The sequence below is a fragment of the Flavobacterium sp. C3NV genome, assembly GCF_046825355.2.
In the GTDB taxonomy this organism is placed as follows: Bacteria; Bacteroidota; Bacteroidia; order Flavobacteriales; family Flavobacteriaceae; genus Flavobacterium.
The window spans coordinates 18,590-42,712 of the sequence record NZ_JBKQBJ020000002.1 but is presented as its reverse complement, the minus strand read 5'-3'; the positions used below and the strand labels follow the sequence as shown (position 1 = coordinate 42,712).

The 24,123-nt window shown below is 33.5% G+C and carries 23 protein-coding genes and 1 pseudogene; 13 read left to right on the top strand and 11 right to left on the bottom strand.

Annotated features, from left to right (window positions below; genetic code table 11):
• Positions 1-7: 7 nt before the first annotated feature.
• From ACIDC4_RS03040 to ACIDC4_RS02995, 10 genes are all read left to right on the top strand, one after another.
• A complete protein-coding gene (locus ACIDC4_RS03040) occupies positions 8-352 on the top strand; it encodes a hypothetical protein (RefSeq protein ID WP_412041697.1) in 345 nt (114 codons plus the stop codon).
• Positions 353-395: 43 nt separating this feature from the next.
• Positions 396-1,073, top strand: a complete 678-nt coding sequence (locus ACIDC4_RS03035) for a TIGR02117 family protein (RefSeq protein ID WP_412041696.1) — start codon at positions 396-398, stop codon at positions 1,071-1,073.
• An 8-nt stretch (positions 1,074-1,081) separates the two neighbouring features.
• Positions 1,082-1,756, top strand: coding sequence for a hypothetical protein (locus tag ACIDC4_RS03030; RefSeq protein ID WP_412041695.1), 675 nt, complete (start codon positions 1,082-1,084; stop codon positions 1,754-1,756).
• 292 nt (positions 1,757-2,048) lie between these two features.
• A complete protein-coding gene (locus ACIDC4_RS03025; protein WP_412041694.1) occupies positions 2,049-2,975 on the top strand; it encodes a YihY/virulence factor BrkB family protein in 927 nt (308 codons plus the stop codon).
• 110 nt (positions 2,976-3,085) lie between these two features.
• The gene (locus tag ACIDC4_RS03020) at positions 3,086-3,610 is read left to right on the top strand and encodes an NADPH-dependent FMN reductase (protein WP_412041693.1); all 525 of its coding nucleotides are present in this window, start codon (positions 3,086-3,088) and stop codon (positions 3,608-3,610) included.
• Between the two features lie 4 nt (positions 3,611-3,614).
• Complete coding sequence (locus ACIDC4_RS03015) at positions 3,615-4,595, top strand: transglutaminase domain-containing protein (protein ID WP_412041692.1); 981 nt, start codon at positions 3,615-3,617, stop codon at positions 4,593-4,595.
• A 122-nt stretch (positions 4,596-4,717) separates the two neighbouring features.
• The gene (gene pncB / locus ACIDC4_RS03010; RefSeq protein ID WP_412042017.1) at positions 4,718-5,893 is read left to right on the top strand and encodes a nicotinate phosphoribosyltransferase; all 1,176 of its coding nucleotides are present in this window, start codon (positions 4,718-4,720) and stop codon (positions 5,891-5,893) included.
• Between the two features lie 162 nt (positions 5,894-6,055).
• Positions 6,056-7,927 (top strand): DNA topoisomerase IV subunit B, encoded by a 1,872-nt coding sequence (locus ACIDC4_RS03005; RefSeq protein WP_194615454.1) that lies wholly within the window; start codon positions 6,056-6,058, stop codon positions 7,925-7,927.
• A 4-nt stretch (positions 7,928-7,931) separates the two neighbouring features.
• Positions 7,932-9,119, top strand: coding sequence for an RsiV family protein (locus ACIDC4_RS03000; RefSeq protein WP_412041691.1), 1,188 nt, complete (start codon positions 7,932-7,934; stop codon positions 9,117-9,119).
• An 80-nt stretch (positions 9,120-9,199) separates the two neighbouring features.
• Positions 9,200-11,923, top strand: a complete 2,724-nt coding sequence (locus tag ACIDC4_RS02995; protein WP_412041690.1) for a DNA gyrase/topoisomerase IV subunit A — start codon at positions 9,200-9,202, stop codon at positions 11,921-11,923.
• 63 nt (positions 11,924-11,986) lie between these two features.
• On the opposite strand, the pseudogene ACIDC4_RS02990 reads toward ACIDC4_RS02995, so the two are convergent.
• The 11 genes and pseudogenes from ACIDC4_RS02990 to ACIDC4_RS02940 all read right to left on the bottom strand — a co-directional run.
• Positions 11,987-12,646 (bottom strand): annotated as a pseudogene (locus ACIDC4_RS02990) (AAA family ATPase); the annotation flags it as partial.
• Between the two features lie 128 nt (positions 12,647-12,774).
• Positions 12,775-13,401, bottom strand: a complete 627-nt coding sequence (locus ACIDC4_RS02985; protein ID WP_412041689.1) for a 3'-5' exonuclease — start codon at positions 13,399-13,401, stop codon at positions 12,775-12,777.
• A 2-nt stretch (positions 13,402-13,403) separates the two neighbouring features.
• Complete coding sequence (locus ACIDC4_RS02980; protein ID WP_412041688.1) at positions 13,404-15,320, bottom strand: DUF294 nucleotidyltransferase-like domain-containing protein; 1,917 nt, start codon at positions 15,318-15,320, stop codon at positions 13,404-13,406.
• Positions 15,321-15,525: 205 nt separating this feature from the next.
• Positions 15,526-16,299, bottom strand: a complete 774-nt coding sequence (locus ACIDC4_RS02975; protein WP_230036923.1) for a TerC family protein — start codon at positions 16,297-16,299, stop codon at positions 15,526-15,528.
• 24 nt (positions 16,300-16,323) lie between these two features.
• On the bottom strand, positions 16,324-16,695 hold the full coding sequence (locus ACIDC4_RS02970; RefSeq protein ID WP_412041687.1) for a DNA topoisomerase IV: 372 nt from the start codon (positions 16,693-16,695) through the stop codon (positions 16,324-16,326).
• A 190-nt stretch (positions 16,696-16,885) separates the two neighbouring features.
• Complete coding sequence (locus ACIDC4_RS02965) at positions 16,886-17,461, bottom strand: DUF1572 family protein (RefSeq protein ID WP_412041686.1); 576 nt, start codon at positions 17,459-17,461, stop codon at positions 16,886-16,888.
• A gap of 133 nt (positions 17,462-17,594) precedes the next feature.
• Positions 17,595-18,167: a pentapeptide repeat-containing protein gene (locus tag ACIDC4_RS02960; protein ID WP_208681592.1), complete on the bottom strand. Its 573-nt coding sequence runs from the start codon at positions 18,165-18,167 to the stop codon at positions 17,595-17,597.
• Positions 18,168-18,263: 96 nt separating this feature from the next.
• Complete coding sequence (locus ACIDC4_RS02955; RefSeq protein WP_072955827.1) at positions 18,264-18,485, bottom strand: DUF6095 family protein; 222 nt, start codon at positions 18,483-18,485, stop codon at positions 18,264-18,266.
• 166 nt (positions 18,486-18,651) lie between these two features.
• Positions 18,652-19,476: an N-acetylmuramic acid 6-phosphate etherase gene (murQ, locus tag ACIDC4_RS02950; RefSeq protein WP_412041685.1), complete on the bottom strand. Its 825-nt coding sequence runs from the start codon at positions 19,474-19,476 to the stop codon at positions 18,652-18,654.
• Between the two features lie 395 nt (positions 19,477-19,871).
• Positions 19,872-20,540 carry a ZIP family metal transporter gene (locus ACIDC4_RS02945; RefSeq protein ID WP_121318961.1) on the bottom strand — a complete coding sequence of 223 codons (669 nt, stop codon included), beginning with the start codon at positions 20,538-20,540 and terminating at the stop codon, positions 19,872-19,874.
• Between the two features lie 97 nt (positions 20,541-20,637).
• Complete coding sequence (locus tag ACIDC4_RS02940) at positions 20,638-21,402, bottom strand: class I SAM-dependent methyltransferase (protein ID WP_412041684.1); 765 nt, start codon at positions 21,400-21,402, stop codon at positions 20,638-20,640.
• Positions 21,403-21,534: 132 nt separating this feature from the next.
• On the opposite strand from ACIDC4_RS02940, the gene ACIDC4_RS02935 reads away from it, so the two are divergent.
• The 3 genes from ACIDC4_RS02935 to ACIDC4_RS02925 all read left to right on the top strand — a co-directional run bounded on the left by ACIDC4_RS02935 (position 21,535) and on the right by ACIDC4_RS02925 (position 24,076).
• On the top strand, positions 21,535-22,698 hold the full coding sequence (locus tag ACIDC4_RS02935; protein ID WP_412041683.1) for a THUMP domain-containing class I SAM-dependent RNA methyltransferase: 1,164 nt from the start codon (positions 21,535-21,537) through the stop codon (positions 22,696-22,698).
• A gap of 199 nt (positions 22,699-22,897) precedes the next feature.
• Positions 22,898-23,134, top strand: coding sequence for a hypothetical protein (locus ACIDC4_RS02930; RefSeq protein WP_412041682.1), 237 nt, complete (start codon positions 22,898-22,900; stop codon positions 23,132-23,134).
• Between the two features lie 249 nt (positions 23,135-23,383).
• The gene (locus tag ACIDC4_RS02925; RefSeq protein ID WP_412041681.1) at positions 23,384-24,076 is read left to right on the top strand and encodes an aspartate/glutamate racemase family protein; all 693 of its coding nucleotides are present in this window, start codon (positions 23,384-23,386) and stop codon (positions 24,074-24,076) included.
• Positions 24,077-24,123: the final 47 nt, after the last annotated feature.

The following is a 24,123-nucleotide window of genomic DNA, read 5'->3' as shown; positions in this document are numbered from 1 at the left end:
TTTTTTTATGCTCAAAAAAGAAATTAGAAAAGAAGTAAATAAAAAAATAAGAGTAAAAAAATCCGTGCAAATCCGCGCTTTCGCGTTAGCGAATCCGTATCATCCGTGTGCCATTTTTCAGGACCAATTTCCAGCTTTACCCTCCAAGATTTTTCCTGAATTTATTTTTTTGTCCGGCATAAAAAGAGCTTCCTCCGGTCGCTTTTTTATCGCCACAAAAAATATAAATTCAGAAAAAATGCTTTCCGTTTCAATCTGGGGTAGTCAGCAAAAACAGCACCTTTTGTTTGAATCATTAAATTTGCAAAACAAAATTATTAGCTTTTATTTTTTTGGCTCAAAAATTGGTTAGAGAAATTTAACCAATAACTAATTTAAAAAACAAACCAATTAAAATGCTAAAATCAACTTTCAAATTTCTAGGCTGGACTATTCTCGGAGTCATTATTTTTCTTGTTCTGTATCTTATTTCAGTCTATCTGATTTCTAAAATCACTGTCAATTCAGATGTTGCACAAGTAGAAGAAAAAGATGCAGTTCCTATCTACATTCTCTCAAACGGAGTTCATACAGATATTGTGGTTCCAATTGTAAATGACATTAAAGATTGGCGAAACGAAATTCAGTTCAGTCAAACACAATCAAAAGATTCTTTGATGAATTATATCGCTTTTGGCTGGGGCGACAAAGGTTTTTATCTCGATACACCAGAATGGTCAGACTTAAAAGCAAGTACGGCCTTAAAAGCAGCATTTGGAGTAAGTTCATCTGCGATGCACACCACATTTTTTAAACAATTAAAAGAAGGCGATGATTGCAAGCGCATTTTAATTTCAAAAGAAAACTATCAAAAATTAGTCACTTTTATTTCAGACAGTTTTACTGATTCCATTCATCCACAATGGATAGAAGGTCACAGCTACGGAAGAAAAGATGCTTTTTATGAAGCAAAAGGAAGTTACAGTTTGTTTTATACTTGTAACACCTGGGCAAATTGCGCTTTAAAAGCTGCTAATCAAAAAGCCAGTTTATGGACGGTTTATGATAAAGGGATTTTTTGCCATTATCAATAAGACAAGCTATGAAAAAAATAATATTGATAATAGTAGTAATTGTATTAATATCTTGTAAAAAAGCTGATGCTACTGCAACATGTGATAGTTGTTTAGCCTTTTATTTTGAAAATCCTCAACCAGTAAATAATTCTGAATTAAGAAGCTTTCCTTCTAAATTTAAAGGATTATATATGACTTCAGATTCTACTTTTTTAAGAATTGAAGATGATAAAATTTTAAGAGAATACTTTTTTAAATTTAAGGTTCACAGACAAGAAATGGATTCTTTAAAATCTGAATATGATCTTGTTGATGGGAAATTAATTACTAGAGATACAAAGGATAAATTTGATGTGTTTAAAAAAGGTGATTCAATTGAGTTGGTAAAGAAAAGTATCGATACATTATTCAGATTATCTTATAATCAGAAGATAAAACGTATTTATGGTCATTTGGTTTTAAGTACAAGAAATTCTGTTTTTTGGAAAATAGAAATAGTATCATTAGAAAAAAATGTTCTTAAATTTAAAACTATTTATTTACCAGAAGATCTCAAGAAATTAGATTCGGTTACAGATATAAAAGGGAAAATGTTAGATTCGCTTTCTTATTTGATAAAGCCAACAAGGAAAGAATTTAAGAATATTTTAAAAACTAAAAATCTTGGAGATGATCGCCAGTATATAAAAGTTTCAAAATAAAATTTATTTATTATTAAAACATGTGTAGTCCCTACGGGACAAAATTTACGTTTGTTGTTGTTCTTCCAACATGTAATCTCTACGAGATATCTCTATTATAAATACTCCGTTAGGAGTTAACTGTTGGTAGAAAAACAGAGAAAAGGTTAAAGTCTGTGTCCCGTAGGGACTACACATCGTAAAATATTCAAAGTATGACATGGGAAAAATGTAAAATCCACCAAAAAAGCAAGAATCCTCATTTTTTTATAATTCCTTAAATTTGAGAGTATATCTAAAAACCAGAAGTATCGTGAAAATCAAAAATATATTCTCCAAGTCATGGTTTCTGCTCAAGAATACCTTTTTAGAATTCAATGATGACAATGCTATTAAGCTAAGTGCAGCATTATCGTATTATACCATATTTGCATTACCACCTTTATTAATTATTATTATTACCATTTGTGGCTTTTTCTTTGGCGAAGATGCCGTAACGGGCCAGCTTTATGGGCAAATAAATGGCTTGGTGGGTAACGGCGCCGCAATTCAGATTCAGGAAGCGATTAAAAATGTGCAATTATCAGGAGATAATGTTTTTGCGACTATATTTGGGATCGCAATGTTGCTAATTGGAGCTTCCGGAGTTTTTGCCGAAATACAAAGTTCTATCAACTTTATTTGGGGCTTACGTGCAAAACCGGATAAAGGCGTTAAAAAGTTCATTCAAAATCGTTTAATGTCATTTTCAATGATTGCATCAGTTGGTTTTTTAATGTTGGTCAGTCTTTTTATAAGTACCACATTAGATTTAGTAAGTGCACGTTTAAAAGTATATTTCCCGGAAAGCACCGTTTATCTGTTTTATGTAGTGAATACCGTTATTGTATTGGCTAGTATAACATTGCTTTTTGCAATTATTTTCAGAACATTACCGGACGGAAAAATAAGATGGAAAGATGCTTTTATAGGATCAACCGTAACAGCAATATTGTTTATGATTGGTAAATTTGCCATCGGATTTTATTTAGGAAGTTCTACAGTTGCTTCGGTTTACGGTGCAGCAGGTTCTGTAATAATTATTTTGGTTTGGGTCTATTATTCGGCAATTATTCTGTATTTTGGAGCAGAATTTACCAAAGTATATGCAAAATCTTACGGAGGTAAAATTTACCCGAATGAATACTCAGTAGAAATTCAGAAAGAGATTTACGAAATCGAAAAACCAAATAAAATATAATTAACCATAAAAGTTATATAAGATAATTTAAGCTTGTCGAAACTAATTTTGATAAAGTAATTCAATGTACTTATATAACTTATACGGTTTAATTAATAAAAAACAAACATATGAAAATTATAGCCTTTGGAGGAAGTAACAGTCAGCATTCTATCAATAAACATTTAGCCACTTATGCTGCAGGTTTATTCGAAAATGCAGAAGTTGAAGTATTGGATTTGAACGATTTTGCAATGCCATTATTTAGCGTTGATCTTGAGAAAGAAGTGGGGCAGCATGAAAAAGCAAAAGCATTTTTGGGCAAACTAGAAAGTGCGGATATTTTAGTAGTTTCTCTGGCAGAAAATAACAACAATTATTCTACAGCATTTAAAAATATATTCGATTGGTCTTCCCGAATTATCAAAGACGTATTTCAGAAAAAGCCAATGTTGTTAATGGCAACTTCGCCAGGAACAAGAGGTGGTGCTTCGGTTTTAGAAATAGGACGTAATGCTTTACCAAGATATGGCGCCGAAATTAAAGCTACATTTTCATTACCTGCCTTTAATGCTAATTTTGATTTAGAAGAAAATAAAATTTCTAATGCAGAATTAGACAAAGAATTAAAAGATCTTATAAAAGAATGTTTTTAAATCTATGAAAATAAAAAATATTGCCTTTATAATTCTTCTTCTTAATGTTCTCTTTTCGCATTCCTCATACTCCCAAAAGTTTAGTGATGTTGATAAAATAGTGGCCAAATATCCTAAAAACTTTAGTGCTACAAACAATTTGGCGGAGAGAATTCAGGACGATTTTTCTTCAGAACAGGATAAAGCACGCGCTATTTATACGTGGATTGCTCTTAATATAAAATATGATTACAAAGTTTATTTAAATCCACCCAGAACTCAGGGGTTTACTTATTCGACCGAAGCTGAGAAACAAAGGAAAATAAAACAAATCAACGATAAACTGATTCAGAAAACTTTTGATTCTCAAAAAGCAGTTTGCGAAGGTTTTACAGCTTTGTACCAACATTTGGCAGGACTGGTTGGCTTGAAATCAGAAATAATTAGAGGAGATTCAAAAACAAGACTGGCAGATATCGGTCGAAAAAACACTTCTTCAAATCATGCGTGGAATACCGTTTTAATTGATAAAAAGTGGCGACTGATAGATGTTACCTGGGGTCAGGGATATTATGACAGCAGTAAAGGCAGAATGGTAAATGATTTTGATCCCATTTATTTTGATACAGATCCTGATTATTTTTTTGCCAAACATTTTCCTGATTCGGGTTCTTATCTGGGGAGTAAATTAAATAAAGAAGAATTTCTAAACGGCCCTTTGATTTATAATAAAACAATCGCAGGAGATTATAAAATTAAATCACCGGATTCCGGAATAATTGAAGCCAAATATGGCGATAAAATCACGATTGAAATCAAAAACGTTTCAAAGTCAAATGTCGTTTTTTATTTAAATAAAAAGAATCAACCCGTTAAAATTCAGAATTCTAAAGAAAAGCGTGGTGGTTTAGAATTTCAAATCACCTATGACAAAAATATAGGTGATTATATTACTATTTATCTTGATACTGCCAGCATTGTTTCGTTTAAAATAATTCGGAAATAAAATATAATTAAGAGGTTTGTTTTAAAGAATTTTCTTGTTTTATCGAATTGCCGTATCTTAGCCGGAAAGAGATGAGATTTAATGATAACAGTCGATTGAGCTGTTAAAATGTGATTATGAGTATGGAGACAACTTTCCTGAAATCAATTTTAGATAATGATTTCTATAAATTTACGATGCAACATGCTGTAATAAAACTTTTTCCAAAAGCAAAAGTACGTTATGGTTTTATAAATAGAGGAAAGCATATTTTTCCTCCCGGTTTTGCTGATTTACTTCGAAAATCAGTAGATGCAATGGCCGATTTACGGTTGACTAAGGATGAAAAGAAATATTTATCTAGATTTTGCCCTTATCTTGATCCTACTTATTTAGACTTTTTACAGGGATATACTTATGATCCGTCAGAAGTTCAGATTACTCAGGAAGGATCAGAAATAAAAGTTACTATTGAAGGTTTTTGGTACCGTACAATTTTATGGGAAGTGCCTTTGATGGCCTTAATTTCGGAACTTTTTTATAAATCAAATCATCTTATTCGCCTAAATGATGAGGCTATAAAAACTTTAACCAAAAACAAAATTGACAACTATAATAGTTTAGGAGTTTCAATTTTAGAATTTGGTACAAGACGCCGTCATTCTTACGATGTGCATGTTTTAATCAATGACACATTGCAAACTTTTGGTTCACAAAGTTTTATCGGGACCAGTAATGTTCATTTTGCAATGGTCAATAATATTCGTCCTTTGGGTACTCATGCCCACGAATGGTTTATGTTTCATGCGGCGCAATATGGTTTTAAAATGGCCAATTTAATAAGTTTGGAACATTGGACAAAAGTTTACGGAGGTGACCTCGGGATTGCCCTGACAGACACTTATACCACAGATGTTTTCTTTGAACAATTTGACAAAAAGTACTCCAAACTTTTTGATGGTGTGCGTCATGACAGCGGAGACCCGATTGAGTTTGCACAAAAAGTAATTTCGCATTATACCAAAATGGGAATTGACCCAAAATCGAAAGTGATTGTTTTTTCAGATTCCTTAAATTATGACAAAGTAAAACTTATAACCGATTTTTGTAAAGACAAAATAAAAATGTCATTTGGTATTGGGACCAATTTTACCAATGACGTCGGTTTGCCTCCCATGAATATGGTTATAAAATTAACGGAAGTTAAGCTGGACAATACACATTGGCAGGGTGTCGTAAAACTTTCTGACGAAAAAAACAAAAATACGGGAACGCCTGAAATGATTGCTTTAGCGAAGCAGGTTTTAGGAATCAAATAGTGTTTTTTTGTTTCAAAGCTGATTTTTTATATTTTTATCGGCCGTATTATTTTAAAATCAATTTAAATAGAATTCAAAGCTGTTATTAATCATAACAAAAAAGAAATACGCTTTCATTTTTTGACTATAAATGGTACATTAGCCAAAAATCCAATTCACTTTATGCTAGAGCAAAATCAATATACCGAAGATAATATTCGATCACTCGATTGGAAAGAACATATCCGTATGCGTCCCGGAATGTATATCGGGAAATTAGGAGATGGTTCTTCACCTGATGATGGTATTTATATTCTTTTAAAAGAGGTTTTAGACAACTGTATCGATGAGTTCGTGATGGGGTCGGGAAAAACTATTGAGGTGACTATCAGGGATAAAACGGTTTCAGTTCGTGATTACGGACGTGGAATTCCGTTAGGAAAGGTAGTCGATGTAGTTTCGAAAATGAATACCGGAGGAAAGTACGATTCTAAAGCTTTCCAGAAATCCGTAGGTTTAAATGGTGTCGGAACAAAAGCAGTAAATGCACTTTCGAGTGCTTTTCGTGTAGAATCTGTTCGTGATGATAAACAAAAAGCTGCCGAATTTTCAGCAGGAAATCTGATTCTTGAAGAAGATGTAATTGATACAACAAAACGAAAAGGAACAAAAGTTACCTTTACACCAGATGAATCGATCTTCAAAAACTATAAATTCCGTTTAGAATATGTAATCAAAATGGTAAAGAACTATTGTTACCTAAACAATGGTTTGACTATTATATTCAACGGCGAAAAATACCTTTCAGAAAATGGTCTTCGTGATTTATTAGAAGAAACAATCAGCGAAGAAGATCTTGAATATCCAATTATTCACCTGAAAGAGCATGATATTGAGATCGCTTTAACGCACAGTAAAACGCAATATAGCGAAGAATATCACTCTTTTGTCAACGGTCAGAATACCACACAAGGAGGAACGCACTTAGCAGCTTACAGAGAAGCAATTGTAAAGACCATTCGTGAGTTTTACAACAAAAATTTCGAAGCCTCTGATGTTCGTAAATCGATCGTGAGTGCGATCAGCATCAAGGTAATGGAACCTGTTTTCGAATCTCAGACCAAAACCAAATTAGGTTCTATGGATATGGGTTCTGATGACGGAACACCGCCAGTATCAGTTCGTACTTTTGTAAACGACTTTATTAAAACCAAATTAGACAATTATTTACATAAAAATCCTCCAACAGCAGAAGCTTTATTGCGTAAAATTTTGCAGGCTGAACGTGAGCGTAAAGAATTATCGGGAATTAGAAAACTGGCAACAGATCGTGCTAAGAAAGCCAATCTTCATAATAAAAAATTAAGGGATTGCCGAGCACATCTTCCGGATACTAAAAACCCAAGAAACTTAGAAAGTACACTTTTTATTACCGAGGGAGATTCGGCTTCCGGATCGATCACAAAGTCACGTGACGTGAATACTCAGGCAGTTTTCAGTTTACGTGGTAAGCCTTTGAACTCGTACGGAATGACAAAGAAAATTGTGTACGAAAACGAAGAATTCAATTTACTGCAAGCCGCATTAGATATCGAAGACGGATTGGAGAAATTGCGTTACAACAATATCGTAATCGCAACCGATGCCGATGTCGATGGAATGCACATTCGTTTGCTGTTGATTACTTTTTTCCTTCAGTTTTTTCCTGAATTAATTAAAGAAGGACATTTGTATATTTTGCAAACACCGCTTTTCAGGGTTAGAAATAAAAAAGAAACGATCTATTGCTATTCTGACGAAGAAAGAAAAGATGCGATCGAAAAATTAAAACCAAAACCGGAAATCACGCGATTTAAAGGCTTGGGAGAGATTTCGCCCGATGAGTTCAAGAATTTCATTGGAGAAACCATTCGACTCGACCCGATTATGATGGATAAAAATACCTCAATCGAGCAATTGTTGTCTTTCTATATGGGAAAAAATACTCCGGACAGACAAGAATTTATTATCAAGAATTTGAAGGTGGAGTTGGATGCGGTTGAAGCGGAAGTTTAATTTTATGAGAAAAACTATTCTGGGTTTATTGATAATCGCTTTATGTTTTTCTTGTCAGTCAAAAAATGATGAGAAGAAATCAGTAATTGTTCCTAAGCCTGTAAGTGAAGTAAAAATTGAAGAAAAAAACGAGAGTTTAATTTATAAAATTAAAGAAAATACAATAGTAATAGGTGGTGATACATTAAAAATCGAAGCTCCTTTTATCTATTCTTTTGAAGGGAAATTAGATAATGATAAAAAAATTCAAATTCATATTTCTAATAAATTAACTGAAGAATTTGGAGGATATTGGAAGTCAGGTAATCTTTATATTGATGGAGAAAACCAAATCTTTGGCTTTGGATTAATAAAAAATGACAAAGAGGATTTCTACACAGGCGAAGTGTATTATGACAGGAATGAAAACGAGAAAACTATTTGCAATCTTACATTATACCATTTATTCACTAATGAAATGTTTATAGAGTGCATCTATAATAAAAAAACATATAAAATTTATCCAAGTAAAAAATTTCCATCTTATAAATGCTTTGATAAAATTGATTATACATTATTTGATACCAGAAAAACTTATAAAAAAGGGGTAGCAAGAGATTATACCCCATCAAGGGATTATATTTTTTTAGGAGAAATTTTATCAAACGATAAAAGCTTTGAAGCTTTAAGTTCAAATTTAAAGTATTTGCCTATTGATTCGGTTAGTATAAAAAATCATCATAAATGGAAACATAATTTTGATATTAAAAAAGCGGTAAGTAATGAGGATAATTACACTACAGAAAGTTTATCTGTTAGTTCGCCTATTTTTATTGATTCAAATATTTATGTAGTTTCTGATTATTGGTACAATTATATGGGTGGAGCACACGGTATGTATCATACATCATATTATAATTACGAAGTAAGTACTGGAAAAAAAATAGAAATAGCACAAATTCTAAACACAAAAGATGAAAATTTTATTGATTTTTATGGAAATAAGATAAGATCAGATTACGGTGATGAATTATTAACTCCAATAAAACTTGCTAACAATTTTTATATTTTACCAACAGGAATTACCTTTTCTTATGCTCCATATGAATTATTAGGTTTTGCAGGCGGAGAACCTGAGATTTTTTTTAGTTATAAAGAATTAAAACCGTATATTTTAAAAAATAGTATTCTGGATAAGTATAATTCGAATTAAGAATATACTAATTTTGATTTGATTAGGAGATCAAATTTTTCAGAACAAAAATACAAATTTATAATTTCGAATATAAATAAATGAAAGACGAAGAAGACGATAACATCATTCCAAACGACGACGAGAATAATTCTGAAGAAAACCAGTTTGATGACAATCAGGACGGAGATGATTCTGAAGAAATTATCAGCGTAAATGCGAAGAATTTTGAAGGACAGCATTTTTACGAAAATCAGGAAGAAGAAGGAGAAGACGTTATTACCAAAGTAACGGGTATGTACAAAGACTGGTTTTTGGATTACGCTTCTTATGTAATTCTTGAACGTGCAGTTCCGGCTATTGAAGATGGTTTTAAACCGGTTCAGCGTCGTATTATGCACTCTTTGAAAGAGTTGGATGATGGTCGTTATAATAAGGTTGCCAATGTTGTAGGTCACACCATGCAGTATCATCCACACGGAGATGCGAGTATTGGTGATGCTATGGTACAAATTGGTCAGAAAGATTTATTAATTGATTGCCAGGGAAACTGGGGAAATATCTTAACAGGCGATGGAGCTGCGGCTTCTCGTTATATCGAGGCACGTTTATCTAAATTTGCTTTAGAGGTTTTGTATTCTCCAAAAATTACCGATTGGGGTGTTTCATACGATGGTCGTCGTGCAGAACCCAACAATCTTCCGGTAAAGTTTCCGTTGCTTTTGGCACAGGGAGCAGAGGGAATTGCAGTGGGTCTTTCGACTAAAGTTTTACCACATAACTTCAATGAGCTAATTGATGCTTCGATCAAGATTTTAAAAGGAAAAGCTTTTACATTATATCCTGATTTCATGACACAAGGTATTGCTGATGTGTCGAATTATAATGACGGACTTCGTGGCGGACGTGTGCGTGTACGTGCTAAAATTGCGCAATTAGATAAAAATACCTTGGTGATTACGCAAATTCCGTTTTCGACCAATACGACTACTTTGATTGATAGTATTTTGAAAGCCAATGATAAAGGTAAAATCAAAATCAAAAAAATCGAAGACAATACCGCGGCAGATGTTGAAATTTTAATTCACCTTTTCCCGGGAGTTTCTCCGGACAAAACAATTGATGCTTTGTTTGCTTTTACTGCTTGTGAAACTTCTGTAGCACCTTTAGGTTGTGTTATTGAGGATAACAAACCTTTGTTTATTGGAGTTTCTGAAATGTTGAAAATTTCGACACACAGAACTGTTGATTTGCTCAAACAAGAATTAGAAATTCAGTTAGAAGAATTAAAAAATAAATGGCATTTTTCTACTTTAGAAAAAATCTTCATTCGTGAAGAAATGTACATCGATTTCAAACTGTATTCAGATAGAGAATCACTTTACAAATATTTATACGATCGATTCGAGCCTTTCAAAAAATCATTCGTCAGAGAAATCAACGATGATGATTTGCAGCGTTTGACTCAAATCCCTATGATTCGTATTACTCGTTTTGACTCTGATAAAGCCGATGATTTCATCGCTAAGTTAGAAGACGAAATGAAAGAAGTACAGCATCATTTAGAAAATCTTACCGATTTTGCTATTGCTTACTTTACTAAATTAAAAGAGAAATACGGAAAAGGCCGCGAACGTCAGACAGAACTTCGTGTTTTTGATAACGTTGAGGCTACAAAAGTGGTTTTACGTAACACGAAATTGTATGTAAACCGCGAAGAAGGTTTCGTTGGAACCAGCCTTAAAAAAGACGAATACGTAGGCGATTGTTCTGATATTGATGATGTTATTGTGTTTTTAAGAGATGGAACATTGATGGTAACAAAAGTGGATGCCAAAACGTTTATCGGAAAAGATATTATTCATGTTGCTGTTTTTGATAAAAGTGATAAACGTACGATTTATAATATGATGTATCGTGATGGTAAATCCGGTCCTTCGTATATCAAACGTTTCAATGTTTCGGGTGTTACCAGGGATAAAGCGTATGATTTAACTAATGGAACGAATGGTTCTCAGGTTGTTTATTTTTCACATAATCCGAATGGAGAAGCTGAGGTTGTAACAATCTTATTGCGTCAGGTAGGAACAATCAAAAAACTGAAATTCGATATTGATTTTGCTAAGCTTGCCATTAAAGGCAGGGCTTCAAAAGGAAATTTGGTAACAAAATATCCAATCAAGAAAATCGAGCTAAAAGAAAAAGGAATTTCGACTTTATTACCAAGAAAAGTTTGGTTTGATGATACCGTTAAACGTTTGAATGTTGATGCCAGAGGTGAATTGTTAGGCGAGTTTAAACCAAGTGATAAAATCCTAGTAATTAGTCAGGCAGGTAAATTAAAAGTCATTATTCCGGAATTGTCAACGCATTTCGAGGAAGATATGATTGTTTTAGAGAAATTTAATCCTAAAAAACCAATTTCGGCGATTTATTATGATGGAGAAAAAGAACGTTATTATCTGAAACGTTTCCTTGTAGAAAATGAAGGAAAAGAAGAAAGCTTTATTACAGACCATCCAAATTCGCAATTAGAAATTGTATCAACAGATTATCGTCCGGTAGCACAACTAATATTTGCAAAAGTAAAAGGAGTTCAGAAAGAAGATTTACATATTGACGTTGAAGATTTTATTGCTGTAAAAGGCTTTAAAGCATTAGGAAATCAACTGACAACTGATAAGTTAAAACAAGTTAATTTATTGGATCCATTACCATATGAAGAACCCGTTGAAGAAGTTCCTGAAAAACCGGAATTAGATGAAGACGATTCGGTAGAAACAGAATTAGATGACGACGGCCAGATTGGTTTGGTTTTAGAATAATATGCAAACAAAAAAACGCTAAGATTTTTATCTTAGCGTTTTTTATATAATAGCTGTACTAGTTTAGTTTTCAAGCACGTTTGCCATTTCTTCCTTAATCCATTTTACCTCGTCATTTTCAATAATAACAGTCATAGTGTCACCGTCTTTTACTTCTCCGGAGATTATTTTCTTAGCCAAAGGTCTTCTTAAATGACTTCTTATAATGCTTTTTATAGGCCTTGCCCCATATTTAGCGTTATAGCCATTTTCTGCAAGATATAGTTTTGCTTCCATTGGAATTTCAACTTTAATATTGATATTCTTTAACAAATCCATAAACTCTTTTTTAAGGTGGATTTCGAATATTTTTAAGGCATTTTCTTTGCTGATAGGAGCAAAAGGTACTATTTCGGTTAATCGCCCTAAAAATTCAGGTCTAAAGTAATTCCCCATAATTTCCATTAAGGAAGTTGAAGTTGGAATTTTTCCACTATTGAAGGTTTCAACAATATGATCAGCACCAATATTTGACGTAAATAAGATAATAGCGTTCGAGAAGTCACCCTCTTTTCCTAATCGGTCGTGTAGTTTTCCTTCATCCATAATTTGAAGAAAAACATCATAAACCGATGTATGTGCTTTTTCTATTTCATCAAATAAAACAATTGAATAAGGTTTTTGCCTGATTTTATTTACTAACAATCCACCTTCTTCATAACCAACATATCCCGGAGGAGCACCATTGAATGGGATTATTTATGTGATAGTTTTATGAAAAATTTAAAAAACAGATCATCAAACGTATTCCCGTATCGACTGTTTATAGAAGAGTAATTTACTAAAAAGCCTGATTTTAAAAATCAGGCTTTTTATTTAAACAAAGCATTCAAATTAACGTGTTTCTTCTCTTTCAGTTTTTTTACAATTTTCAAAAAAGCAATTGAGGTAATATACGCATCGCCCAAAGCGGTGTGGCGGTCTTTTTTAGAAATATCAAATTTGTCTGCCAGATCGTCTAGGGTATAGTGATCTTTTCGCTCAAACAAATGAGACTTAATCAGTGTTTTTTTGTATAAAATAGCGGTGTCTAAGCGCTTGTTCGTTAATTCAGGTAAACCATTTCGATCAAGGGCTTTGTTGATCATGGTCACATCAAAAACAGTATGATGTGCAATAATAATCGAATCGCCTAAAAAATCCAAAAACTGTTGCAAAGCTTCTAATTCGGTGGGGCGTTGGATAACGAAAGCTTTTAATATGCCATGAATCTGAGCTGTCGATTTATCGTAATGATCCTGTTCTATATAAACCTCAAGACTATCCTGAATAGCAATTGTTCCGTTTTGCAGGACCAATGCGCCAATGCATAATATACGGTCATTGTCATAATCAAAACCAGTAGTTTCGGTATCCAGAACCACAAAACGCGTTTCTTCTATCGAAATATTTTCAGCAAAGAGATCTTCTTCTTTTTTCCAAAAATTAAATAAACTCATAACTATACCAGATTTGAAACATTAAAACGTACCGAAATCAATTCCTGAAGTTCCTTAATGGTTTTAAAAGTTCTTTTCAGTTTAATTTTTTCCATTTTCGATAACGATTCCAAAGCAATAAATTGTCCAGAATCATGATGTAAAAGTCCTTGTTTGGTTCTGAATTTAAGTAAAGCCTTAAACGAGTACGAACACGATAAATACAATTCCCTGTTATTAGGTTCTAGTTCGGCCAGTTTTTCAAAACGTTCCGCGGTATTGCTGATCGATTTAACCGAATGTGATAAAATCAAAACTCGAGCAGCATCTGTAAGTGGCATCAAGGCCCTTCTTTTGATATCAAAATGATCTTTATTCGCTCCGTCTTGCTCTACCAGAAATTGTCTGAAAAAGCCTGTTGGTGAAGGACTTTGCAAAGCACCACTAACCAGGTGAACATAAAAAATAGGATTTGCTTTTACATTTTCAAAAATAGATTCCGAAAGTTCATCCACAATCGCAGCATCGCCATATGTCAAACTGTAATCAAAAAATATAAACGACAATAAAACTTCATTTTTCCCCGGATTGGTAATCCAATGATGTACCTGATTTTTCCATTCCTCCAGACTCATACACCATTTTGGGTTTGAGGCCATCATTTCGGCAGGACAATAATCATAGCCAATTTCAAAAAGCCCTTTATTGACAAGAGCGGCAAATTTTAAGAAATACACTCTGGTTTCATCCTTAAAAACGTCGGAAACATTTTCGTAAACAATCGCATTATCCTGATCCGTATGCAGCATTTGTTCGCTTCGTCCCTGACTTCCTAAAGCCAGCCAGGCAAATTTTACAGGCGGCGGACTGCTCATTTTTTCTAACGAAATTTCGATAACACGCGTTGTACAAGCTTCATTAAGTTCTGTAATGATTTTCGAAATCAGCGTCATCGGGATGTTCTGGTCTAAATATCCCTGAAGCAATTGCATAATTCTTGCCCTGATAGGTTTTATTTCCTTTGCCTTTTTAGCTCTTTTAAGTGCTTTTATTAGTACAGCAGGATTATTTCCTAAAGCCACCATAACATCATGCTTCGATAAAATGCCAACCGCTTTGGTATTTGTTGTTCCGTCTTTGGTTAAACATAAATAACTAATGTTACTTTTCATCATGGCCATTTGAGCCTCTGTAACCGTCATTTTTTTAGGATACGTAATAACGGGTTTGGTCATTATGGTTTCTGCAGTTGTCAGGATCGAATAGTCGCCGGTAACGATTTTATTCCTTAAATCTTTATCAGTAATAATCCCTATTGGCAACATTTCGTCAACGATCAATATGGCTCCAACTTTTTTCTTAGTCATGATTTTTGCAATATCCCTCGCAGTGGTTGATGGTCCGCAGGTGACAATTTTCTTCGAATATTTGATAGGTTGTAAATCAAAAGAATCTCTTTCAGAATTATTGTCGTGCAATAAATCATCACCATATAATTTATCTTTATGAATATCTGAATACGGATTTCGGGTGTTAGACGCGTAACTTTCGATCAGGAAATTACCAACCGTTCTGTTTTCAAGTGCATAAGGTTTAAAAACGGCAATAGGAATGGCGTACAATATCGTCTCTTCATGCGCTACGGCCTCCATAATATAGTTTTCCTGAGCCAAAAGCGGACGCAAGCCAAAAATATCTCCTTCATCGCACATGTCCAGAACAGTGTTCTTTTGGCTCTTTTTAAGCGCAACAGCACCTTTGTGTACTACATAAAACGAATCGTGAGTTTCTTCGTTTTCTGCAAAAATTACAGCATCTTTATCTTTATAAACAATAGAAATTTGTTCGGATAATTTTTCTAAATCCTTTTGGTGCAAAAAGCTAAAAGGAGGGAAACCCTTTAAAAAGTCGGCAACTCTGTGCGAAATGGTATTTTTCATGCGTAAGATTTAGGTTCTAATGTAATACTTAAAATAGAAATGTAAAAGAAACACACTTAAACTTTTTTGGTTTTGGCACAAAGTCACAAAGGCACGAAGTTTTGTTTATTCTTCGTGTTTTATACAACGTGACAAGTACTTATTGTTTTCTAAGAAATGCTGATATAAAAAAAGTTCCATGAATGGAACTTTTTTAAATTATGATTTATGATTGTTTCTTTCGAACTTTCATATTGATAAACTCAACAGCAAGCGAAAATGAAATCGCAAAATACAAATACCCTTTAGGAACCGCGCCAATGTGTTCGCCTGCAAGCGCAGCATTCGATAAATGCATACTTTCGGTAATTAGCATAAAGCCAATTAGTATTAAAAACGAAAGCCCTAATATTTGAATAGAAGGATTTTTATTCACGAAATTTCCAACCGGAACCGCAAACAGCATCATTACCAAAACTGAAATAATAACTGCAGTAATCATAATTGTCAGTGCGCCATTTACGCCATTCGTCATACCAACAGCAGTTAAAATAGAATCGACAGAAAAAATCAAATCGATTAATAAAATCTGGACAATAACATTCGAAAAAGATTTTTTTGCTGCTGTGCCAATTGTTTTTTCTTCATCCCCTTTATGATCTACTTTTTCGCTAATCTCTTTGGTGCTTTTATAAATTAAAAACAAACCTCCCACAAATAAAATTAAGGCCTGACCTGTAAAATCCCCTTCAAACCAACCCCAGTGAATACTAAAGATCGTGGCTTTCATAGCAATCAAATACGAGATTCCCATTAGCAAAGCAATACGCATAAACATGGCTAAGAATAAACCAATTCGGGTTGCTTTTTTTCGATCTTCTTCGGGTAGTTTACCCGTTACAATCGAGATAAAGATAATATTATCAATTCCTAAAACAATTTCAAGAAAAGTCAGTGTCAATAAGGCAATCCAGGCATCGGGATTCAAAAATACTTCCATTCTAAAAAAGTTTTATTAAATTACTTAATCCAATTTTACAACAGTTCCGCGTTGTTTTTGGTCAGAACCTACCATTCCAAATTCAAAAGTATAAGAATCTTTAGATGTCGTTAAGATCTTCATATTGATTGCTTTCTCTTCGGCCATATTTTTTGGATGTTTCTTTTGCAAAATATATTCGCAATCACTTACCCAGCGTACGGTTGAGGTATCTGTTTTTCCTTCAAAAGTTTCGATTTCTATACCGTCTTTACGCTCAAAAATAGTTGTTTTTTTTACGCCATTTACGTCAAACTCAAATTTGAATTTCCCGTTTTTAAAATCTTTACAATTGTGTTCGGCATCATAACAAGAGACTAAGGCAAGTAACGGAAGTAAGAATACTATTTTTTTCATTTTAAATAATTTTTTTTAGGAGCTAATCCTGCTTTCCATTTCAATCTTTTTATTTTTTAAAGAAAAAAATAAAAAGGATTTCCATTGCAATCAGGGCTAGAGCTACACTTTGTCATCCTGAGCGAAGTCGAAGGATATCGTTTTCATTAGGTCTTCGACTTCGCTCAGACGGACAATTGGGATCAATAGTTTATTTCAATTTTTTTAATTCATCATCTGTAAAGTTCTTGATTTCTTTTTCCTTGGCAAACTTTTCGGCATTATAATTTCCTGATTTATTTTTAGGGATCGATAAACTATTCCATTCGCTATTTTTTAGTTGTTTGGCATAAAAAACGATTTGCCCAACGTGATAAGGATAATGTGCCAGTTGGCGATTTATAGCTTCAATAACAGTATGACCTTCGTTACGGATGTAAATAATATCCGAAAGTTGTTCTGGTTTTAAGTCGTTTAAAGTATTCAGGAAACAATCCCAACCTTTGTTCCAAACAGTAAGAACTTCTTCTTTAGATTGAAGGTCGTTTTCAAATTCAGCATCGCGGTTGCGCCATTCTTTTTCACCATCAGAAGTTAAAAAGTCTGTCCATCGCGACAACATATTACCCGAAATATGCTTGATTATAGTAGCAATACTATTGGTGTCTTCATTGACCGAAACAAAAATCTGATGAGGTTCTAATTGATTTATCGCTTTTTCGCCCAGCATTTTATAATATAAAAACTGCTTTTTAACGCTTTCTAAATAAGAGATATTTGCTTCCATAATTATTTATTTTTTCACCACGAATTTCACAAATTTTCACCAATTAAAATTTAACTGTTGCTATTTAAAATATAATTCGTGAAAATTTGTGGAATTAGTGGCGTTCTTTTAAAATTATTTGCGTCACTATTTTTTATACAATTTTAATATCGTATTTATCTAAAAGTCCCACAATTCCATCATTAGAAAATTGCGCTTTTCGCATAGGGTTAAATTCCGGATCGATTTTGTAATTATAAGCCGTTTTAAAATTAACTGCTGCCAATTGTGTATCATTAAAAATAGCACCTTCTAAATTACAATTATCAAAAACCGAACTCGTCAGGTTGGTTCCTATAAAAGTAACCTCGCGAACAGAACAATTTATAAACTTGGTTTTAGGCATTTTTTTGTTCGAAAAGATGGCGTAATCTAAAGTGCTTTCTTCAAAATAAACCTGAAACAAAAAATCGTCACATTCGTTAAAAGCAATTCCTAATAGTTTACAATTTTTAAAACTCACATTTTTTAAGTTCGTACCGAATAAACTCGTCATCGACAAATTGCAATCGATAAATTCGCAGTCTAAAAAAGTATTGTAAGCAAAGTTACTGTTAGAAAAGTCACAGTTTTTAAAAACACAATCTTCAAACTCCCGATTGTTGATTTTTTTGTCAATATAGACGACTTTCTCGAAGGTTTTCTGAATGTGAATTAGACTTTCCATTTTTTGTATGGGATAAAAGGTAAAATTTTTTAATTTAAGGAATGGTTTAAACCCGACAGGTTTTTAAAACCTGTCGGGTTTGCTTAGGCGACCACATTAGTCATTAAACAAACCCTTCATAATAATTTTCAATCCGTAAAAAATCAAAAACATAGCGCTTAAACAAGCTACAATCCCGATTCCTAAAACGAGATAATGCCAATTTGTATGTTGATTCATAAAAGCATTATATATCAACGAAGGACCAATAAACAATAGAGGTAATGAACCTGACATATATTTAATTCCTTTTCCCAGTAATTCTTTATTTGTTGCCATTTGTTTTTTGTTTCAGGTTTTGGAAAGTTTCAGGTTTCACGTTTTTTTAGTTTCACGTTTGTTGGAACTTTGTCAAAGTTTAAAACTTTGACAAAGTTTGACAGTGAGAGTTTCATCCTGATACTTTGCGAGCTTTGCGTAAAACCTTGCGTTCTCTGCGGTTAAATCAAAACTCTTTTTGCAAATTATAATTATCGACAGCATTTCGCACGCTGCCGTATTTTTTTAATAGTTCACTTGCTTCTTCATATGAAATTGGAATTTCTCCCATGATCATTTTCACGCCGCGGTCTACCAGCTTAATATTGCTCAATTGCATATCGACCATTTTGTTGCCTTTTACTTTCCCAAGCTGAATCATGGCAGCAGTCGAAATCATATTCAGAACCAATTTTTGTGCTGTTCCGGCTTTCATTCTTGAGCTTCCGGTAACAAATTCAGGGCCTACAACTACTTCAATAGGATATTGGGCTGTTAATGCCAACGGACTTCCTGCATTATTAGTAATACAACCGGTAAGAATATTGTTTTGATTACAGGTTTCTAAACCGCCAATTACATAAGGAGTTGTTCCAGATGCTGCAATACCAATTACTACGTCGTTTGCACCAATATTATTGTTTTTAAGATCAATCCAGGCTTGTGTTGCATTGTCTTCGGCATTTTCTACCGCACGACGAATGGCAGTGTCACCACCGGCAATTATTCCGTTTACTAAATCAAAAGGAACACCAAAAGTAGGAGGGCATTCTGAGGCATCAACAACGCCTAATCGACCGGATGTTCCGGCTCCAATATAAAACAAACGTCCACCCAGCTTCAATTTAACTACAATTTGTTCGACTAAAGCTTCAATTTGAGGAATTGCTTTTTCAACTGCATTGGGAACAGTTTTGTCTTCCTGATTGATATTGGTAAGCAATTCATAAACCGACATTTTTTCTAGATGTTCGTATTTGGATGCTTGTTCTGTAATTTTTGTAAAGGTCATTTTCAGTATAATTGGTCGGGTCAAAATTAATCTTTTTTATTGCAATCTCGAAATTTAGAAGATAAACTAACAGTACTTTATAAATCTTTTTCCTTATAATTTTATTCTTTAGGGACTGTTTTTTTTAAAGTTTGTTACACCGGCTAAAATATTCTGTTTGACGGTGATTAAAAGTTAATGGTGAAAATAATGAGATAATTAGAAAACGAGATAGTTTGTCAATTAGAAAAATTAAAATTGAATAGGTATATCTTAAAAGTTTTTATACGTAAAGTTTTTTGGTGAAGGATAGGAGCAATCCGCCACGGCCGAACAGATAGCCTGACCGGATTTGAGAAAGGCGCACATAAGCGGTTGGTTAAATCGCACCTTTTGTAAATAGTGTCACGCCTTAATTATAAAAAGAATGCCAGTAAAATTCCCAGAACAATCATAGAAACTTTTGCTACATTGAATTTGTGACCTTCGCTGCTTTCGAAAATAATGGTTGATGAGATATGAAATAAAATCCCGATCACAACAGCGGTGATTTCTGTATAATAATCGTTTAAAAAAGGCAAAAAGTCGGATGCAATTGTGCCAAGCGGTGTCATGATTGCAAAAGTAAGCATGAAAGCAAAAATGGCTTTTTTATTGAGGTTTGCATTGATAAAAAAGGTGGTCAGGATTACGGCAATTGGCAGGTGGTGAATGGCTATACCAAGTGCTAAATCGTGATGGTGACTTACAGGAAAACCTTCCAAAAACGCGTGAATACAAAGACTTATAAATAGCAACCACGGAATCTGACTCATTTGTGCATGTCCGTGCACGTGCCCGTGTTCGGCGCCTTTTGAGAAAAATTCTAATATGATCTGGAATAAAATTCCGACCATGATGAAGATACCAATATTGTGATTGTGTGTTGCATAAACGTCAGGCAGTAAATGCATAACGGTTAGGGATAACAAAAATGAACCGCTAAAAGCAAGCAATAGTTTTAGATTGGTTTTGCTTTTTGGTTTTAAAAACAAAGCCACTATATAACCTAAAAGTACAGAAAATAAGGGTAATAGATAATTCATTTCGTTTTGGTGTAATCGTTGATTTGTTTAATCGGTTAATCGAATAATTGTTTTGTTTTTCTAACGATTAAACAAATTAACAGTTAAACAATTAAACCTATTTAAAAATCATGATTAATCGTTCGCTTTCGGTTTTATGAAACTTTTTGAGTTTATAATCTCCAAAAATATCTAAGAGATAAATTCCGGCTTCGTCCATTAATTCCTGAAAGTCTTTGAGGGTAAGGGCTTTTACTTTTTCGGTAAAATGATACTGACGTCCCTGGTCTTCAAAATCTATTTCTTTAAAAATATGTCCGTCCTGAACGTATCTTTTTATTTTAAAATCGATATCATCTACTGTTTTTACTTCTTCGGGAACCAAAGTTTCGATTACATTGGCGACGTTCATAAAGTCTATAACAGCAAAACCATATTCAGACAGGCTTTCTTTGATGGCTTTTAGGGTGGTAAGGTTATCATCGTCACTTTCGAAATAGCCAAAACTGGTAAACAGGTTAAAAATAGCATCGAACTTTTCTTCAAAAGGTTCGCGCATATCGTGCACTTTAAAATGCAGGGTTTCGTTGCTGTTTTTGCTGGCTTCGGCAATACTGTTTTCAGACAAATCGGCGCCTAAGACATTAAAACCTAATTGATTTAAATAGATAGAATGACGTCCTTTTCCGCATGCTAAATCCAGCACTTTTGCTTTTTCAGGCAGATTAAGATAATGCGTAAGATTATCCATGAAAATCTGTGCTTCGCGATAGTTTCTATCTTTATAAAGTATGTGGTAATATGGAGTATCAAACCATGAGGTAAACCAATTTTCGGTGTTACGTTCCTGATTTGGTGTTGATGAGTTTGGTGCTTCAGACATTTATTCTATTTCAATTAATTCAAAGTCCCGCAAATTTAGTGTATTTTTGCCGAAAAATAACTATTTCGTGAGGATACCTGAATAATCAGATATTGGTTTGCGATCGGAGTTTTTTTTAATACAAAAATAAAGATGGAAGAAAATTTTAGAATGATAGCCAAATGTTTTTTTGGTTTCGAAGAAATATTAGAAAAAGAATTGCGTGATCTTGGTGCTCAGGATGTCGAAAAAGGAGTGAGAATGGTGAGTTTTAAAGGTGATAAGGGTTTTATGTACAAAGCCAATTTATCTCTTAGAACTGCACTTAAAGTGTTAAAACCTATTTACTCGTTTAGAGCCAATAATGAGCAGGCATTATATAAAGGAATTTCTGGTGTAAACTGGTCTAAATTATTAAATGCGAACCAAACTTTTGTAATTGATGCAACGGTGCATTCGACTTATTTTAATCATTCTGAGTTTGTTTCTCAAAAATGTAAGGATGCTATCGTAGATCAGTTTAGAGAAAGAACGGGACAACGCCCAAGTATTGATAAAGCTTTTCCTGATTTACGAATCAATGTGCATATCGATAAAGATCAGGTTTCTGTGGCTTTAGATACTTCCGGGAATTCATTGCATCAGCGTGGATACAGAACAGCTACGAATATTGCGCCTATCAACGAGGTTTTGGCAGCAGGAATATTGTTATTATCCGGTTGGGAAGGACAAAGTCATTTTCTGGACCCAATGTGTGGTTCAGGAACTTTCCTTGCAGAAGCGGCTATGATTGCTTGTAATATTCCGGCAAACATAAATCGTAAGGAATTTGCTTTCGAAAAATGGAAAGACTGGGATAACGATTTGTTCGAACAGATTATAAACAGTTTAATGAAAAAAACAAAAGAGTTTCATTATACTATAAAAGGTTTTGATAAAGCGCCAAGTGCGGTAAATAAAGCCAAAGACAATATCAGAAATGCTAATCTGGAAGATTATGTTACGATCAAAGAAGAAAACTTTTTTGATACGGAAAAAGAGGTAGAAGGAAAATTGCATATGGTTTTTAATCCGCCTTATGATGAGCGTCTGGACATTCATATGGAAGAATTCTACAAAAATATTGGTGATACCTTAAAGAAAAGCTACCCGGGAACAAATGCCTGGTTTATTACGGCAAATCTTGAAGCATTGAAATTTGTGGGATTAAAACCTTCAAGAAAAATCAAACTCTTTAACGCAAGTCTTGAAGCGCGTTTGGTAAAATACGAAATGTACGAAGGAAGTAAGAGAACGAAATTTCAAGTTTCTGAGTAAGGTTCTGAGTTTCTAAGATGCTAAGGATCTAAGTTTTTTTAGCTTTGCTTATAATTATTATAATATAAAAATCTTAGAACCTTAGCATCTTAGCGCCTTAGAAACTTTAAAAAAAATAATTTAAGGTTTAGAAAAAATAAGCTTCTAAAGAAAAAACTTAGAATCTTAGCCTCTCAGAACCTTAGCAACTTTCAAAAAAATGTCAAAACTACAAGTAAGAGCTTTTTTATACCAATTAGGATGTTTTGCAATTTTATTTATTGCAGGACGATATATAGTAGCAATGTATACAGGATTAACGGGATTTTGGATTCCGATGACTGCTTTTATTGTGGCTACTTTGATTTCACCTAAATTTCAGGCAGTAAAAACTAAAGATGGTGAAAAGCTGTATATGAAATGGATTTTTATAAAAGGAATCAGAGAAATAGGATAATTTAGTTAGCCAGAGAATTAAAGGATTATAAAGATTTTTTATTTCACGCAGATTTAGCAGATTTGAGCAGATTAAAATTCAGATAATTTATCTGTGTAGATTTGCTTGGTTTAGTAAAACAGAAAGCTTTGCGGACTTATATTGTGTAAACACAACTTAAATCTTTGTGAACTCTGCGAATCCCGACGGCTATCGGGATTGCATTCTCTGCGTTAAAAAATAATTAAGCAATATAAAAAATAGTTATTTATGAAGATAATTGGTCTTATAGGCGGCATCAGCTGGGTTTCTACAGCTGATTATTACAAGCTTATAAACGAGGGAATAAATGAGAAACTGGGAGGTCTTAACTTCTCAGAATGTTTGATTTACTCTTTTAATTATGCTGATATAAAAAAGAATAACGAAAATAACGATTGGGATTCGACTTTTAATATGTTGTTAAAAGCTAGCCAGTTCCTGAAGCATGGCGGAGCAGAAGCCATTGTTTTGTGTGCTAATACAATGCACTTTATTGCGGACAGACTCGAAGCGGCTATAGATTTGCCAATTATTCATATTGCCACTGCTACTGCTGTTGAAATCGAGAAACAGGAATTTAAAAAAGTAGGTTTGTTAGGTACTAGGTTTACTATGGAACTTGATTTTTTTAAGGATAAGCTTCTCGCGAAAGGAATTGAAGCTATTATTCCGAAAAGTGAAGAGGATAAAGATTTTATTCACACTACCATTTTTGAAGAATTAGGAAAAGGTCTTGTGACTGATGAAACTAAGAAACGTTATCTGGAAATTGCTAATCAATTGATAAAAGACGGAGCTGAAGGAATTATTTTAGGCTGTACCGAAATTCCGTTAGTGATAAAACCCGGAGAACTTTCGGTGCCAATTTTTGATACAGCTTTGATACATTCAAAAGCAGCTGTTGATTTTCAGTTGTCTTAAGAGTTTTTATAGAATAGAAAAAGCCATGAACTTATTAATTTAAATTC

Bases quoted from the DNA above. Each gene is read 5' to 3' on its own strand.
- ACIDC4_RS03040 (WP_412041697.1), top strand. From the start codon at position 8: ATGCTCAAAAAAGAAATTAGAAAAGAAGTAAATAAAAAAATAAGAGTA.
- ACIDC4_RS03035 (WP_412041696.1), top strand. From the start codon at position 396: ATGCTAAAATCAACTTTCAAATTTCTAGGCTGGACTATTCTCGGAGTC.
- ACIDC4_RS03030 (WP_412041695.1), top strand. From the start codon at position 1,082: ATGAAAAAAATAATATTGATAATAGTAGTAATTGTATTAATATCTTGT.
- ACIDC4_RS03020 (WP_412041693.1), top strand. From the start codon at position 3,086: ATGAAAATTATAGCCTTTGGAGGAAGTAACAGTCAGCATTCTATCAAT.
- ACIDC4_RS03015 (WP_412041692.1), top strand. From the start codon at position 3,615: ATGAAAATAAAAAATATTGCCTTTATAATTCTTCTTCTTAATGTTCTC.
- pncB (WP_412042017.1), top strand. From the start codon at position 4,718: ATGGAGACAACTTTCCTGAAATCAATTTTAGATAATGATTTCTATAAA.
- ACIDC4_RS03005 (WP_194615454.1), top strand. From the start codon at position 6,056: ATGCTAGAGCAAAATCAATATACCGAAGATAATATTCGATCACTCGAT.
- ACIDC4_RS03000 (WP_412041691.1), top strand. From the start codon at position 7,932: ATGAGAAAAACTATTCTGGGTTTATTGATAATCGCTTTATGTTTTTCT.
- ACIDC4_RS02995 (WP_412041690.1), top strand. From the start codon at position 9,200: ATGAAAGACGAAGAAGACGATAACATCATTCCAAACGACGACGAGAAT.
- ACIDC4_RS02985 (WP_412041689.1), bottom strand. From the start codon at position 13,401: ATGAGTTTATTTAATTTTTGGAAAAAAGAAGAAGATCTCTTTGCTGAA.
- ACIDC4_RS02980 (WP_412041688.1), bottom strand. From the start codon at position 15,320: ATGAAAAATACCATTTCGCACAGAGTTGCCGACTTTTTAAAGGGTTTC.
- ACIDC4_RS02975 (WP_230036923.1), bottom strand. From the start codon at position 16,299: ATGGAAGTATTTTTGAATCCCGATGCCTGGATTGCCTTATTGACACTG.
- ACIDC4_RS02970 (WP_412041687.1), bottom strand. From the start codon at position 16,695: ATGAAAAAAATAGTATTCTTACTTCCGTTACTTGCCTTAGTCTCTTGT.
- ACIDC4_RS02965 (WP_412041686.1), bottom strand. From the start codon at position 17,461: ATGGAAGCAAATATCTCTTATTTAGAAAGCGTTAAAAAGCAGTTTTTA.
- ACIDC4_RS02960 (WP_208681592.1), bottom strand. From the start codon at position 18,167: ATGGAAAGTCTAATTCACATTCAGAAAACCTTCGAGAAAGTCGTCTAT.
- ACIDC4_RS02955 (WP_072955827.1), bottom strand. From the start codon at position 18,485: ATGGCAACAAATAAAGAATTACTGGGAAAAGGAATTAAATATATGTCA.
- murQ (WP_412041685.1), bottom strand. From the start codon at position 19,476: ATGACCTTTACAAAAATTACAGAACAAGCATCCAAATACGAACATCTA.
- ACIDC4_RS02945 (WP_121318961.1), bottom strand. From the start codon at position 20,540: ATGAATTATCTATTACCCTTATTTTCTGTACTTTTAGGTTATATAGTG.
- ACIDC4_RS02940 (WP_412041684.1), bottom strand. From the start codon at position 21,402: ATGTCTGAAGCACCAAACTCATCAACACCAAATCAGGAACGTAACACC.
- ACIDC4_RS02935 (WP_412041683.1), top strand. From the start codon at position 21,535: ATGGAAGAAAATTTTAGAATGATAGCCAAATGTTTTTTTGGTTTCGAA.
- ACIDC4_RS02930 (WP_412041682.1), top strand. From the start codon at position 22,898: ATGTCAAAACTACAAGTAAGAGCTTTTTTATACCAATTAGGATGTTTT.
- ACIDC4_RS02925 (WP_412041681.1), top strand. From the start codon at position 23,384: ATGAAGATAATTGGTCTTATAGGCGGCATCAGCTGGGTTTCTACAGCT.